Here is a 15,732-nt window from a genome sequence, read left to right as displayed (position 1 = left end):
CCTTATTAATTTGTTAAACTAATGGCCCTGGGTCTGTTTGAAAAGGAGGACGGCGGTCGATAGGAGTCAATAACCTTCCTGCCTTTTGCTAGGTGTTTCATCCGAGCCCTAAGATCCTCCCTGTATGCCTCAACTTTTTCTTTCAGCGTGAGATTCTGACGCTGCAGCCCTTTTAATTGTTTTTTAAAGATCAGCACCATGGAGGCTGTCTGCTCTTCATCATCCTGTCCGGTCCGGGTGAAAAATTTTTCCAGACAACAGATCAGGTTGTCAAAAGCCTCCCTTCTTTTTGCCGTCTGGGCTTCAAGGTCCGGCAGAAGCTGGATCTGGAATGACTCAATATGTTCCGCCTGAATTTTTTCCAGCCGCTTCAGGGCATTCTCTACTTCATGAAATTCCTGGCTCATATATAAATCCCCTTGGTTCATTAGTCAAACGGAGATTGAACTAAAGTTTGTTGTTGGTGCAACGCCCGGGTATGCCTTTGCCAGATTTTTCCGGGGGGCGGGCGGTCCGTTTTTCCCCATCACCTCATTTTCCCAGATTTCCTTGAGCTTTGAAAGATATCCATGGGCCCGGTCCAGGATTTTTGTGTCGTTTGTGATGGATACCTTGGGCAGTTCCGTCAGAATGGCGGCATAAAGCCCTCTTAAAAACTGGGTATTTTCATCGTCCATGGTAGAATCCACCGAGGCGTTCAACTCGGAGACGATGGCTATGGCTTTGCTCAGGTTTTCCCCTCTTTTCCGGAGGTCTTTTTCTTCAATCCCTTCCCTGGCCTTCTGTATCCGGTCCAGGGCTGCCTTGAAAAGCAGGAGAATAAGCTGTTCCGGGCTCATGCCTTCATAATGATTGTTCAGATACTTATTGATTCCGGCTGTTGCCGCCATTTATCTTCCTCCGAAAACCTTTGTTTATTTATCTGCCGCGCTTGTAAAAGACTCAATGATGCTGTTCATTGCATCTGCCTGGCTGTTAAGGGAACTGATCAAAGAGTCCAGTCTCACAAACTCTGCGGTCAGTGTTTCATACCGTTTGTCAAGTCTTTCCGTAGCCGCCTCAATATCCCTTTCCAGGTTGTCCATCCGGGTCTCGGCTTCATCGATTTCGGTTGAAACCAGACCCGTGGAACTGACCATGGCTGTGATTCCGTCGTCGATGATATCTCCCAGGCCGGCGATACCGGCGTCTACATCTCCGATGAACAGGGCCTGGATTCCTTCCGGATCGGACTGGATGGCCTGTTCGAGAACGGTCTCATCCAGGTTCATGGTCCCGTCTTTATTGAGTTCCAGGCCCAGGTCAATCAGGCTTGAGTATGGAGAATCGGTTGTCACATTGGTGGTGATCAGGGCCTGGAGCCGGGATAAAATGGTTTTCATTTCATAGGAATCTGCCAGGATTGATTCAGACTCATCAGATTCGGTGTCTTCGTCATCCTCGTCAGATCCCTTGATCTCGGAAATCAGATCGTTGAATCCGTCAACCAGGGCGATGATGTTTTCCTTTACCGAGTCCAGGTCCTTTTGAATTCCCAAAGAGGTTTCCCCAGCTTTCTTGAGGCTCAGCGTGACGCCGGAAATTACGTCATCAATACCGTCATTTTTCTGGCGCTGATATTCGACACCGTTCACCTTGAAGACGGCGTTCAGGGACTCGTCCACCCCTGTGGTCTGGGTCATGGCGTTGGTTAGGTTCTCTGAAAGCCCGATTCTGTTGTCCTCTCCGGTTTCTTTTGCCGTAAGGGTCAGCCGGAAAGGCGCTTCCGAGTCTCCGGTATCTACGACGCTTGCCGTAATTCCCGGATTGTCCTCTGCATTGTTGACGGCTGTGGCAAACTGTTCATAGGTAGTGCCGGGGGCCACGCTCAGGAACATAAGACTGTCAGAGCCGGCCAGCCCCATGGCAACCGTGGTATCGGCAATGGCAAAGTCGGCTCCGGTCACGCTGATCTGGGAATCTAAGGAATCGCCGCCAGATGCCGATGCCAGACGGATATAGTAATGATCCTTTTCTCCGTCTTCCCTGATTCCAAGGGAGGCCATGATAAGGGGGTTCCCATCCTCATCTTTGTTGGCTGACGAGGCGTTGACGGCGCCGACAATATCGGTGAGGCTCATGCCCGGCTCCAGGTGGATGCCGATTTCTTTCTCTTCATCCGGAGCCCCGTACTTCATGATCATGGTTCCGTCTTCGGTGATGAAGGCCTCGTCCTTTGATTCAATGCCGGTTATAAGGCCGGGAAAGAACGCCGAATCCCTGCTTGCTGCCCCGGCTTTCGTCTGCCAGGAACTGTACTGGGCTTTCTGAATTACCTCAATGGAGTGGGAAGAAGATTTAATACCGTTATTGGCCGTTGCCGTAAGTATGTCTTCGTCGGATACCGAAGTTTTATTGTTCAGGAAATCAGACTCAAGGGAAAGGGAAAGGGTCTTGGATTTCATGGAAAAGAGTTTGGAATTTACACTGCTATATGCATTTGTCTTTTTCTGAAGCTCGCTTTTTTCCGTTTCCTTGGCGGTGATGGGGGCTTTTTCTACTTCTTTGAGCTGGTCCAGGATATTCTGGAGATCAAGTCCCGACCCGATTCCCAAAGTAGTGATTGATCCTGCCATGTTGTTTCTCCGTCTTTCTGTTATGGACTCATTGCATAGTCCATCAATTTATATCTATTATCGGACCGAATCCCAAAAAACATGAGAAAAAAAAGCCCCGGACTAATTCCGGGGCTTTAGGTAAATGGCTTATTGAAGCAGACTTAGGACGTTCTGCGAGCTGGCATTGGCCTGACTCATAGCAAAAGTTCCAGCCTGGGCAAGGATCTGCAGTTTGGTAAAATTGGCAGATTCATCGGCAAAGTCAACGTCCCGGATGGTGGATTCTGCGGAAAGAACGTTCACCCTTGTGGTTGAAATATTGGCAATGGTGGAGTTGAGCTGGTTCTGCACAGATCCCAGGTCCGCCCTGACTTTGTCCAGGTCTTTCAGGGTGGCGTCAGCCACGGCAATGGCAATCTGGGCACCATCCTGGGTCAGAACGCTTACGTCTGAGAGCCGGCTCGTTGAAGAATCGGTGAGTACGGTTTCAGCACCGTTTACCCCTGCATTGGCCGCTATGGTACTCCCTGCCGCAATAACCGAGCCCTCCTGCAGGGTCAGCGGGTCGTTAAGGACATTGATTCCGGCGGTGGTAATGTCGCTTTCAAGGGTTTTGCCGGCCGGGTATACCTTGCCGTCGTCCGCCGTAATATCAGAGGTCAGGTATGTCCCGGCGGTGATGAGGCTGCCGTGGGCAAGGATAGATCCTCTTTCCAGGAGCATCAGTGTGCCGGCCGCCACGGTCTCATCCTGATCCAGGGTGATGGTTCCCCCGATGGTGGATCCGTTGGTCAGCATGGAGCCCAGGGCCAGTTTGGTCCCTGCCCCCATGACAAATTCACCCATGATGACGTCCATATCCTGTTTGGCCGTGGCAAAACCACCGATTTCAGAGCCTGCTTTTATAAAGGAGGTATCTGTTTCAATGGTGCTGTCGGCGTTTACTCCCTGGTCCTTCTTGAGGTTGACGTCGCCGTCCAGCCGTAACAGCCCGTCAAAGGCAGAGCCTTCCAGAAGGATGCTGCCCGAGCCCAGGATGGTGCCGGCACCCAGTCTGATCTCCTTGGGAATGCTGGCCATATCCGTGGTAAGGGTGGAGGACTCTTTCAGGGTCAGGTCCGTGTGGATCAGCGAACCTTGTTTTAGAATACTCCCCTCTGCAAAACTGGATCCGGTCTCGGCAATGAGATCTCCGCCAATGGTGGATCCGGTCTTCAATGTAAGGTCTGCAGAAACCTGGGATCCTGAACTTAAGGAGGTCCCGGCGGCCAGTACAGATTTATCCTTGGCAGCGGTTATGCTCTCTGACAATGTTGCCGTACTCCTCAGGGTAATCTCCACACCCATCTGGGAACCGGAAGCAAGAATGGTCCCCCCGGCCAGAGAGGTCCCGACTTTGGCATCCAGATTTCCCCCGGACAGAACATTTTCAACGGCTAGGGTAATATCCTCCGCGTGGAGGGTGGTTCCTGAACCGAGTATCGTGCCGTTGGCCAGGGTGCTTCCAGCCGTGACAACGACTCCGCTTCCGTTGGTCGCACTCTTAAGCACCACGTCATTGGACAGGTATACTCCGGAGGCTCCGTAGGAATCTCCGTTGACGTCCACGACCGTGAGGCCTGCGGGAATATATGATCCTGCCTTGAGAAGGGAGTGCCCGGCAAGGGTACTGCCCGAAGGAAATGTGCTGTTGGCCGTTACCTCTCCGGTCTGGAAGATGGTGGTTTCATCGTTTACCGTTGTCCCGTTTCCAAGCACGGTTCCGACCTTGAGTATGGAGCCGTTGGCCAGGGTGCTGGAGGATGTGGTTTCTTCGGAAGCCTCGACAATAAATCTGCTGTTGCCAAGGTCGGTTGATTTCCCGATGATTGTCCCGGCGGTCAGGGTGGAGCCTGATGCCAGAAAGCTGCTTCCCACCGTGGCCTTGGTCTGTTCGATGGTGACGGTGCTGGCGGTGAGGACGGTATTGGAGGCAAGAACAGATCCGGCAGCCAGGTTTGAGCCCGTCTTTATGGTGCTGTCGGCCGTGGTGGCGGCTGTCTCTTCAATAACCGATTCGCCTCCCAGGGTAATCCCGGTTCCGATTTCCGAGCCTTTTGCCAGGACTGATCCGCTGGTCAGGGTGGAATAGGCTGCCGTAGTGCCGCCAACGGTGCTGCTGCCGGTATCACCGGAGATGACGACCTGTCCGAAGATGGTTCCCTGGAATGAGATGACCGATCCGGATCCCAGTGTGGATCCTTTTGTCAGAGACGAGTCCAGGGTGGTCACGATATCATCGGTGAAGGATGCACTGGTACTGATATCCTGGCTGGTCTTCCAACCAGCGCCGATGATTGAATTCTTGGCAATTTTTGATCCGATGGCCGCTGTCGTCGGCAAGGAGAACTCCTCAGATGTCCGGATATCCATCTTATTGGTCAGGGAAACCACCTCTCCCCCGTCCACATTGGTGATGACAATGTCATTGGAGCCGGCCTGGGTCAGCAGGATATTTCCAACGGTGGATAAATCATCGCCCTTGAAGACAGATGCCAGTCCTTCGTCATCCGTCTTGACTTCAATGGCCCGGCCGTCGGTTGAAGTGAGGGTAAGATACCCGGCTGCATCCACGGTGGCTCTGACACCGTGCTGGGAAGTCTTGTTGTTGATGGCCTTGACCAGGGAGCCGGTGGTGTCGTTTTTGGCGACTTTGACCCCATTCATTGCTACTTTGTTGATGTAGAACTCGCCTAATTCTCCTTCCCCAATGGTGGATGAAGTGGTGGATTTAACGATGGCTTGGGCGGAAATGCCCAAAACGTCGGAAAGCTTGTTAATGGAATCGGCCACGGCGGCCATGCTGTTTTCCCTGGAATTGCTGTAGGCGATTTCTGTTGCCTGGAGCTGGAAATTTTTATCCTGGAGTGTGCTGTAAATGGCAATCTCCACGATTCCGGGCTCATCATCTTTAAGGGAGAAGAGTCCTGTGGTTACATGCCCGATCTTGGTGGATTCGGATGAGGCAATGGAAATATTTACGGTTTCCCCGGAATAGGCCCCGATCTGGAATTTTTTATCGGTGAACTGCCCGGACAAGAGTTTCTGGCCGTTAAAAGAGGTGGTCTTTGCAATGATGTCCAGTTCTTCCATCAGCTTGTCTATATCCGCCTGGATGGCGGCCCTGGACTCTGTGGTCTGCCCGTCCTGGGCTGCCTGGATGGCCTTGGTTTTAATTGTATTGACAATATTGATGGATTCTTCCAGGGCCGCATCTGCCGTTTGAACGATGTTGATTCCGTCATTTGCGTTTTTTACCGCCTGGCCAAGTCCCATTCCCTGGGAACGGAGTGAATCGGCAATGGACATGCCGGATGCATCGTCAGCAGCCTTGTTGATTCTCAGGCCAGAAGCAAGCCTTTCAAGGGATGTTGTCAGCTGATTGTCTGTTTTTACCATGTTTTTGTGTGCATTCAATGACGACACATTGGTATTGATTCTAAGCGCCATAGTTTTTCCTCCGTGTAAATGGTTCCTCCATGTTCTGTTTTTTCGGGGAAAGTATTTCCTGGTTTTGACGCTGAATATGGAAATAATTTCCGCTTTTCTATGCTGTTTTGCCTTTGTGGTATAGAAAAGAGCAACAAGCATGCCAATCAATTGAGACAAGTGTTTTGTCAGCAGATTATGAATCCAATGAGATCCGATTCCTTTATTGACAAGAAGGACATTCTTGCTTAATTCTTCCGGATGGAAGAGATTTTCAAAGAGGATATGAACCAATGGTATAGCATGGCGTCCGAACTCCTGAGTTCGGGCAACTATATCGAGGCCATCTCTATTTACAGAAAAATACTGTCTATTCTTCCTGATGATATTGTCGCCCTGAACAACCAGGGACTGGCCTTTCTTGAGGTCAAGCAATATGATGAGGCAATGGAGGGTTTTAAACATGCCGTTGCCATCAATCCGAATATTGCCCAGCTCCACTATAATATGGGACGATGCCTTCATAAACAGGATCAGGCGGGTCGCGCCATAGTTTTCTATCAAAAGGCAATAGGCCTGGACGAGAACCTCGGGGCCGTCCTGAAAAGGGTGGGCCGTGTCAAGGAGGCGGCAGACTGTTACAGGCAATTGATGGCCCTGGATCCCAATGATGCCAATGCCCGGTACATGCTGGATGGGCTTTCAGGGATGGACCGGCAGAAAAAGGCCCCCAGGGAATTTGTGACCGGGGTGTTTGACGATTATGCGGATCATTTCGAAGATCAGCTGGTCAGGACATTGGATTGCCATGTACCTTCCAAACTGAAGCAGGCTTTTGTTTCGTTTTTGGAAAAAACAAAAAGATTTGAGGCCCTGCTGGATCTTGGCTGCGGCACGGGACTTGCGGGGGAGGCGTTCCAGGACCTTGCCGGCAGTATGACCGGGGTGGATCTGTCCGGGAAAATGCTGGAAAAGGCCCGGGAGAAAGGAGTCTATTACCGGTTGTTCCGGGCGGATATCCGGGAGTTTCTGAGCCAGGGCGGAGCAAGGGTATGATCTGGTGCTGGCAGCCGACGTCCTGATATACCTGGGCATGCTGGAGGATCTTTTCCCCCTGGTGGCGGAAGCCGTGGGCAAGGGGGGATTTTTTTTGTTTTCCACTGAAGACAACCCGGATGTCCGGGGGTTTTCCCTGCTCCCAAGCGGCCGGTACGGCCACGGCCCCCTCTATGTACAGTCAGAGGCTGCCCGGAGCGGTTTTGTAACCAGGACCTGCATACCTACAGAAATCAGAAAAGAGGAAGGCCGCCGGATTACCGGAAATCTTTATATCCTGGAGTGGATGGGGAAAAATAAAGAGCGCCCCGGAAATTTCCCGGGGCGCTCCTTGGTTTAAGGGTGTATCTTTACGTCTGTTGCATTACTGGAGCAGGCTCAAAACGTTCTGTGAGCTGGCATTGGCCTGGCTCATGGCAAAGGTGCCGGCCTGTGACAGGATCTGCATCTTGGTAAAGTTGGATGATTCTTCGGCGAAGTCAACGTCTCTGATGGTTGATTCCGCGGAGAACACGTTCACCCGTGTGGTTGAAATGTTGGCGATGGTGGAGCTGAGCTGGTTTTGTACGGAACCCAGATCCGCCCGGATCTTGTCCAGATCCTTTAAGGTGGCGTCGGCCACGGCGATGGCGATCTGGGCGCTTTCCTGGGTCAGTACGTCCACATCGGAGAACCGGTTGGTTTCGGAATCCGTCAGCTCAGCAGCAGCTGAATTGCTGCCTGCATTGGCGGTAAGTTTACTGCCGTCGGCAATAACGGAGCCGCCCTTCAGGGTCATGGCCTCGGCCAGCACATTGGAGCCGCCCGTAGTAATGGCCTCATCCAGTTCCTGACCCGCTTCATACACCATGCCGTTATCGGCAGTGATGTCGGTGGTCAGGTAGGTGCCGGCCGCGATCACGGATCCGGCCGCCAGGGTGGAGCCTTTCTCAAGCTTCATCTGGGTGCCTGCCGCAATCTTTTCATCATCGCTCAGGGTGACGGTGCCGCCGAAGGTGGAACCGTTGCTCAGCATGGATCGGTTGGCCAGCCTGGTGCCGATACCCAGGGTAAATGCGTCCTTGATGACGTCCATATCCTGTTTCAACTGGGCATCTCCACCAATGGTGGACCCGGCCTTGATAAAGGTGCTGGTCAGCTCAATTGTGGAGCCTGCACCAAAGTCCTGGTCTTTTTTGACGTTGAGATTTCCGGTCAGCTGAAGGTTGCCGTGGAAGACGGAACCTTCTCGGAGTATACTGGTGGCCGCCAGAATGGAGCCTGTGCCCAGTGTGATCTCTTTTTGGATGTTATCCATATCTGCCGTCAGGGTGGACGCTTTGGCCAGGGTCAGCTCTGTCTTGACATCCGAGCCTGCGGCAAAAATGGTCCCTTCTGCATAACTGGATCCGGTCTTGGCGGCTATTCCGGCCCCGCTTGTAACCGTGTTGTTTTTCAGGGTGATGTCTGCCGCGATTTGGGAGTCCGCTTTCAGGGAGGTCCCGTCAGCCAGCATGGATCCTTGCTTGGCTGTAACGTCTGCCGATAGCGTGGCCGCACTTCTCAGGGTAATGTCAATGCCGATGGTGGAGCCGGAACCCAGTGTGGTGCCTCCGGCCAGGATGGTGCCTACCTTGGCCGTGATATCAGTGGTCCCGGACAGGGTCTGATCCGCTGCCAGGGTAATATCGGCATAAACCGTGGAGCCTGAAGCCAGGGTAGTTCCATTGGCCAAGGTGCTGTTTGCAGCTGCATCAATACCATTCCCGGATGTGGTTACAGAATTAAGAAGAACCACGTCCTGTGACAGATATACACCGCTTCCCACTACTCCAAAGGTGGTGGTACCGTCCACGTCTGTGATAATCTGGCCTGAAGAAAGATAGGTTCCTGCCTTCAGAAGCGTTCCAGCGCCAATAACCGTGCCGGAAATCAGTGAACTGGTGGCCGTAAGTTCCCCGGTCTGCAGGATTTCGGTTGCCTGGTTTTCTGCCGTTGTCGTGCCGTTACCCAGGATCGTGCCGGTCTTGAGGATGGTTCCACTGGCGCCGAGTGTGCTGTCAGATTCGGTGGCCTCGGTGGTTTCCACGATAATGCCGTTATTGCCGCCCAGATCGGTGGATTTCCCGAGAACGGATCCGGCCGCCAGGGTGGAGTCTGCCTTTATGTCGCTGTCGCTTACAGTGATATCGGTCTGTTCGATACTCACATCCGTGCCAACCAGTATTGTGTCTTTGGCCAGGACAGTGCCTGCTGCCAGGGCTGATCCGGATTTGATATCACCTTCGGCAGTGGTGGTTCCTGTGGCTTCGACCACGGTTTCGCCTCCAAGGGCCGTGCCGTTTCCGATCACGGAACCGGCTCCCAGCACTGAGTTTGTCTTCAGGCTTGAGTAAACCCCGGCAGAGCCTACGGCGGTTGTGCTGCCGGTGGTGGCTTTGGCCGTGACATCCCCGAAAATGGTGCCCTGGAACTCAATGATGGAGTCTGCGCCCAGAACGGAATTGGCCGCCACTGTGGAATCCTGGGTGGTGACAATGTCATCCGTAAAGGCGACGCTGGCCACGATGTCCTGGTTGGTGTTCCAGCCGCCGCCGAGGATTGAATTCCTGGCAAGCTTTGAGCCGACTTCTGCCATGGAAGAAGAGGTGAACTCCTCGGATGCCCCGATGTCCATTTTGTTGGTCAGGGTGACCACATCCCCGCCGTTCACATTGGTGATGATAATGTCATTGGAACCGGCCTGGTTCAGTTTGATTTCCCCGATGGTGGACATATCCTGGCCCTTGAATACGGAAGCAAGTCCCGCATCATCTGCTTTGACCTCAATAGCCCTGCCGTCACTTGATTTCAGTGTCAGAAAACCGCCGGCAACTGTGGCCAGCACTCCGTGCTGGGAGGTTTTGGCGTTGATGGCCTTGACCAGGGAGCCGTCCGAATCATTATCCTTGACATTGACGCCGTTCATGACAATGCCGTTGATGGAAAATTCGCTCAGGGTGCCCGCGCCAACGGTGGAAGCCGTTGTGGACTTGACATCTGCCTGGGCTGTGATGCCCAGGACATCGGTCAGTTTGTTGATGGCGTCTGCCACGGCAGCCATGGAGTTTTCCCGTGAGTTGTTGTACTTCACGTCGGTTGCTTCGATCTGGTAGTTCTCATCCTGGAGCATACTGTAAATGGCAAGCTCAACCGTTCCGGCCTTGTTGCCTGCCAGGGAAAGGGTTCCCGTGGTGACATGACCGATTTTGTTGGACTCGGATGAGGCAATGGAGATGTTAACGGTTTCACCGGAGTAGGCCCCGATCTGGAACCGTTTGTCGGTGAACTGACCGGACAGAAGTTTCTGGCCGTTGAAAGAGGTGGTTCTGGCAATGGTGTCCAGCTCTTCCATCAGCTTGTCAATATCTGCCTGGATGGCGGCCCTGGACTCGGTGGTCTGGCCGTCCTGGGCTGCCTGGATGGATTTGGTTTTAATGGTGTTGACGATATTGATGGACTCGTCCAGGGCCGCATCCGCGGTCTGAACGATATTGATACCGTCGTTTGCGTTTTTGATCGCCTGGCCAAGGCCCATACCCTGGGAGCGGAGTGAATCGGCAATGGACATGCCGGACGCATCGTCGGCCGCCTTGTTGATTCTCAAACCCGACGAAAGCCTTTCAAGGGATGTTGAAAGTGCGTTGTCGGTTTTAATCATGTTTTTGTGGGCATTTAATGCGGACACATTGGTGTTGATTCTAAGAGCCATGTTTATTCCTCCATGTAGATTGTATCCGGGAATCCTTTCCCGGACATTTGGATCTGTTTCGTTTTAAATTGTTTTTATTGGGTCAAAAAATTAAAGAGTTTCCTCCGTTTTTATTGTTTCACCTCCTTTCAACGGAATAATCTTGCTTAACAAGTAGTATCGGTCTGAATAGGGGATTCTTTAAAAGAATATTTATGGTTTGCCTTTTTTTAGAGCCGTGGGATATAGTAGAATGTTGAACAGCAATCATGCAAGTCAGAACGGAGAGACCCATGTTAGAAACCAAGTCCCCTTATTTTGATCAGAACATGGTTTTATTGGAAAAAAATCATCCCATGGCATTCGAGGTTGTATGCCGACACCTGGAAAATGGCGAGGGTAAGGGAATAGAGGTGGTTACGGCCCCAAACGGGAGGCTGAATCTCAAGGCAACTCTTTTGGAAGCCCAGCCCATCCTGATCCATGACTCCAAAGAACCTGGGCGGGAAGCCGGTATTTTTCTGTCCATGGTCCCGGAAAATTCCACCGGTGTTGTCCTGATGTTCGGCATGGGATTGGGGTATTCGGTTATGGAATTACTGAGAAAAAGAAGGAAAATTCAGTATCTGGTCGTATTTGAATTGAATGTGGAGTTCTTTGCCCATGCCCTGAAGCTTATGGATCTTGCAGAAACCTTGAGTGACGGGCGCCTGATTATTTGTCTGGAAAAGCCAGGAAATCTATCGGAAGTCATGGCTCCGGTCCACAGGGCCCTGATGCTGGAAGACATCCATACCTTAACCCTGACCAGTTGTTCAAGGATTAACAGGGAATACGAAGAACTGGCTCCTATCGTGGCAGACTATATATCTGCCTTTAATTCAGAAGGGAACACAAAACTGACTCATGGTCGGACCTTTATCGAGAACCGGCTCAAGCACTTGACCTCCATGCACCATGACAGAAAACTGGAGGAGCTGGACGGCAGATTCAGGAATGTGCCGGCAATCATCATCGCTGCCGGCCCGTCCCTTGATAAAAACATTGATCAGATCCGTCAGGCAGAGGGTAAGGCCGTCATAATCAGTGTTGATTCGGCTTTGCCGGCATTGCTGGACAAGGGAATTGTTCCGCATTTTGTTACCTCCATTGATTATAATTGGATGACATGGAAAAAAATTGCCGGGGTTGCTGCCAATCCTGCCTGCAGAGAAACCAACCTGATTTGTACAACCTGGGTAACGGATCGGGTGCCCAAACGATTCCCGGCAAAAAATGTGTTCTGGGCCTATAGCCGGAATGCTCTGGAGAATTGGATCAACGGGATGATGGGAGGCAAGGTCAGCATCGGAGGTGCAGGAACCGTTGCCCATCTTAATTTTGTTTCCGCCAACCTGATGGGGTGTGATCCCATCATCTTTATAGGGCAGGACCTTGCCTTTTCAAATCGGAAAGGGCATTCGAACAATGTTGTGCTTTCCAGTAATGAAAAGGTCAAAAATCAGCTGGAAACCGGCCAGGACATATTCTGGGTGAAGGGAAACGTGGAAGCCAAGGTTCCAACCAGCCGCCAAATGAATGGGTACCAACGCACCTTTGAAAAAATGATCCAGGAATCAGAAAATTGTGTGATCAACGCCACCGAGGGAGGCGTTTTTATTGAGGGGGCTGAACATATGCCCTTGGTAAAGGCCATTGACAAGTACTGCAAAGAGGAATTCTCCGTCAAAATCGAAGATTTGATGAATCCTCCGGTTTTGACAGCAGCTCTGGAATCCGTTCTGGTTGAAATCAATAAAGCAGAGAGGGTGGTTCAAAAAGCGGAAAAGATATCCGGGCCGGTCCAGAAAAAATTGATGCAAATGGAAAAAAAGGGGACCAAAGTATCCTCTTTTTCAGAGTTTCCAGAGGCGTTCCGAGTCAAAGTTTCCGACCTGGACCGTTGTCATAAGAGAGCAGATAATATGCAGCTGTTTTCCCTTTTTGACGAAATAACCCTGGAAGGCCTTCGGCAGAATGAAAGGGAGAAAAAGGCCGTTGATGCATTGGAAGGAGATCCTGAAAAGTATTTTGAGTGGTTTTCACGAAGTGTCCTGAGGGTCGATAAAATCAACAAGATCAGAATGGAGAACCTGGCCTGGCTGAAAGAAAAGATCAATGAGACCGTCAGATATCATAAAGCAGAAAATCAGTTTATGGAACGGCTTGATGCAGACTCTCCGGATAAACAAATATTTTTGAAACTGGCTGAGCTGTACTTGCAGGCTGGGAATATTATTCTGCTTGAGACCCTTTTAGATCAAAGCAGGACTGCGTTTTGTGAAACCGTTGACTATCATTATTATCTCGGGCTGATTAATTTATACCGGGATAATTATGCAGCAGCCTGGGAAAAGAGACTGGAAATTTTACAATCAGATAAAAAATATGCTGATCAGCTTCATGGAAAAATGCATGAGGTGAGCACTTTTTATTTAAAACAGGCAATGTCGATTCTGAAAAGAACTGGAAAGTCAAAGGATAGAAACTATATTGGAGAAATGCTGCTTTTCGATGCAATCAAATCATGTCCCGATAACGATGAGGCGGCAGAAGAAGTCCGAAGAATTGCAAAATCGGATTTTGAGAGAGTTCAGCTGGTATTCCAGAAAGCGAATGGAGAGATTGACTCCCCTGAAAGAAAAATAATCAAAAACTGGACTATCCGCATGCCAGAAGACCCTGTTCTGGCAGGAGTGTTGGGAGAAAATACTGTTTGTGGATTTCATCTTCTTTATGGAAAGGTTTTGGCAATACAGGGAGATTACCAAAACGCGTTGGAGAATTACCAGGCAGCCTGCTCTGTAAGGCCCAATGCGCCGGATATTCATATAGCCATGGCAGATTTATGCTTTGAAGCAAAAAATTTCGAATCCGGGTTGGCTTTTCTGAAAAAGGCCGTGGAGCTGGATAGAAATTATGCGGTTTACTGGTGTAACATAGGCAACAATCTTAAGGCCGCTGAAGATTACAGGGGAGCCATTGCTGCTTATGAACAGTATTTCATGGCCCTGCCTGAAAAAATTGAGGTTTTAAAGGATATTGGAGATTGTTATATGAAGCTTGGTGAGCTTGAAGCCGCCCATGAATCCTTTCGGCAATATAAATATTTGTTAAATAAAGGATAGCCAAGGTTTTCTACAAATCAGAGGCACTTCAAGAATTTTGTATCCAACCTGGGACAAATTGAGCGGTTTTCTACAGCAACGAATTTAATATCTGTGCAGGAAAACTTTATGAACAATGATAAATGCCCAATATGTAATTCACCCGCAAATGGATATGAAGAGTTTACATCTCGCCGTTTGCTGTTCTGTGATTTTTGTAACCACTATTTTTCCTTAGATTACGATGTAACTAGTTCATATTCCATTAAAGAAGGTCGAAACAGGAATGCATCTAATTATTTAGAAAAAATAGGCAATAGATACAATTATATAAAACCTGTAATTAAAGAAGGATTTAGAATTCTTGATATAGGTTGTGCAGAAGGTGATCTTGGGGCTTATGTACTTGAGAGAAATAAGGTCAAATATATCGGACTGGAGCCCAGTCTTGATTTTAAAGATGCGAAAAAAAATCTGACAAAAATATATAACACTTACATAGAAGAACACAATCCGGATACCTGTTACGATTTGGTCCTGTTATTTCATGTTCTGGAACACATACAAAAGCCAGGAGAAATATTGAAAAGAATATTTAAATGGCTGGACGATAAGGGTACTATTATAATCGAGGTGCCTAATTCTTTATCAGGTTCGGTTTTTTTTCCCGTTGATATGAATGACGAGCATATCCATTCTTTTTCTGCAACCAGTATCGGTTTATTACTTAATTCCTGTGGATTTGAAATAAGTAAACTGGAAACCAATGTATATCAGAGTCCGGTTTACACAGATTCTATTAGGCTAACTGCTATGAAAAAGAAAGATATTTCAACTCGTATTAAAGAGTATAAAAGCACCCTTAACGTACTTGGTAAAAGTTTTTCTGTTTTTGGTGCGGGCGGCAACTTTGAACAACTCATTAAACCATATTTCAGCAAAGATGAAATCAGATTTATATTTGATAGTGACATCAATAAGCAAGGGAAAGAAATTTTTGGGAAAAAACTCATCAACCCGAAAGAAACAGATATATCACAGGTGGATACAGGTAAAATACTGGTGTCTTCAATTCATTACGGAAAAGAAATAAAAAATTATCTTATTCAAAATCAGGGAGTTGATCCAGCGTTGGTGATATTGATTGAAGATGTTATATCAATGCTGTCCCCGATAGATTAAATTGCAGTAGTTCAGATCCGATCTGACAGGTACCGGTTTCCCAAATCGGTATAAAGGTTGCGTCAAGGCAGTGTTAAATATCTTTTGCACTTTTCTTTTTGGTCTCAACTCTACCACTGACTAAGCCACGTGTTCTTCCTCGATTTTCATCTTCCCTGAGAAGGTGATCCTCCCCCGATATTGTAGACAATCGGCTAAGCCCTTATAATGCAAATTAGGGAGGATAAAACATGAGTTCACAACCAAGAAGAAAGTATGATCAGGATTTCAAAAGGGATGCCGTCCTGCTATGCGGGAGCGAGATTCACTTGCCGGATTAATATTATGCCGAATGTCTTCTCAACATGTTACAACTCGAATGTGCAATCATACTCTCAAGGCATTTGGAGGACGGCTTTTAATTGAATCCCCTTGCTACCTGTGATACATACCGTTCTATTACAGAGTCGATTTGATGTTCCTACTCGGTTGATAAAGCGAAACAACTCATTTCTATTCCTCCTGATCGGATTCTGAATTTGAAACAAACTGAAAGATATTGTCCGGAGATAAACCCGGTAACCCGGTTTCTCAA

Annotated in this window: 9 protein-coding genes and 1 pseudogene; 5 read left to right on the top strand and 5 right to left on the bottom strand. The window is 49.4% G+C overall.

What is annotated here, in order from left to right:
• Positions 1-5 precede the first annotated feature (5 nt).
• From F608_RS0105855 to F608_RS34450, 4 genes are all read right to left on the bottom strand, one after another.
• Positions 6-407, bottom strand: a complete 402-nt coding sequence (locus tag F608_RS0105855; RefSeq protein WP_022664680.1) for a hypothetical protein — start codon at positions 405-407, stop codon at positions 6-8.
• A gap of 24 nt (positions 408-431) precedes the next feature.
• The gene (fliS, locus tag F608_RS0105850; protein WP_022664679.1) at positions 432-890 is read right to left on the bottom strand and encodes a flagellar export chaperone FliS; all 459 of its coding nucleotides are present in this window, start codon (positions 888-890) and stop codon (positions 432-434) included.
• Between the two features lie 24 nt (positions 891-914).
• Positions 915-2,615 (bottom strand): flagellar filament capping protein FliD, encoded by a 1,701-nt coding sequence (gene fliD / locus F608_RS30875; protein ID WP_022664678.1) that lies wholly within the window; start codon positions 2,613-2,615, stop codon positions 915-917.
• 129 nt (positions 2,616-2,744) lie between these two features.
• Entirely contained in the window at positions 2,745-6,086 is a 3,342-nt protein-coding gene (locus tag F608_RS34450) for a flagellin N-terminal helical domain-containing protein (protein WP_161626824.1), read from the bottom strand.
• Between the two features lie 264 nt (positions 6,087-6,350).
• Between F608_RS34450 and F608_RS34445 the strand changes: the two genes are divergently transcribed.
• A complete protein-coding gene (locus F608_RS34445) occupies positions 6,351-7,121 on the top strand; it encodes a class I SAM-dependent DNA methyltransferase (RefSeq protein WP_161626823.1) in 771 nt (256 codons plus the stop codon).
• Between the two features lie 4 nt (positions 7,122-7,125).
• Positions 7,126-7,461, top strand: a complete 336-nt coding sequence (locus F608_RS34440) for a class I SAM-dependent methyltransferase (RefSeq protein ID WP_022664675.1) — start codon at positions 7,126-7,128, stop codon at positions 7,459-7,461.
• 24 nt (positions 7,462-7,485) lie between these two features.
• Here the strand turns inward: F608_RS34440 and F608_RS34435 are convergent, their stop codons facing one another.
• Positions 7,486-10,851, bottom strand: a complete 3,366-nt coding sequence (locus F608_RS34435; protein ID WP_022664674.1) for a flagellin N-terminal helical domain-containing protein — start codon at positions 10,849-10,851, stop codon at positions 7,486-7,488.
• A gap of 248 nt (positions 10,852-11,099) precedes the next feature.
• Between F608_RS34435 and F608_RS37315 the strand changes: the two are divergent.
• The 3 genes and pseudogenes from F608_RS37315 to F608_RS0105815 form a co-directional block, all read left to right on the top strand.
• Positions 11,100-12,218 (top strand): annotated as a pseudogene (locus F608_RS37315) (motility associated factor glycosyltransferase family protein); the annotation flags it as partial.
• 9 nt (positions 12,219-12,227) lie between these two features.
• Positions 12,228-13,997: a tetratricopeptide repeat protein gene (locus tag F608_RS36845; protein WP_244154245.1), complete on the top strand. Its 1,770-nt coding sequence runs from the start codon at positions 12,228-12,230 to the stop codon at positions 13,995-13,997.
• Positions 13,998-14,105: 108 nt separating this feature from the next.
• Complete coding sequence (locus F608_RS0105815) at positions 14,106-15,158, top strand: class I SAM-dependent methyltransferase (RefSeq protein WP_022664672.1); 1,053 nt, start codon at positions 14,106-14,108, stop codon at positions 15,156-15,158.
• Positions 15,159-15,732 lie beyond the last annotated feature (574 nt).

It is taken from the genome of Desulfospira joergensenii DSM 10085 (genome assembly GCF_000420085.1).
Lineage (GTDB): Bacteria > Desulfobacterota > Desulfobacteria > Desulfobacterales > Desulfobacteraceae > Desulfospira > Desulfospira joergensenii.
The sequence above is the reverse complement of the archived record's forward strand: the minus strand, read 5'-3'. Positions and strand labels throughout refer to the sequence as shown.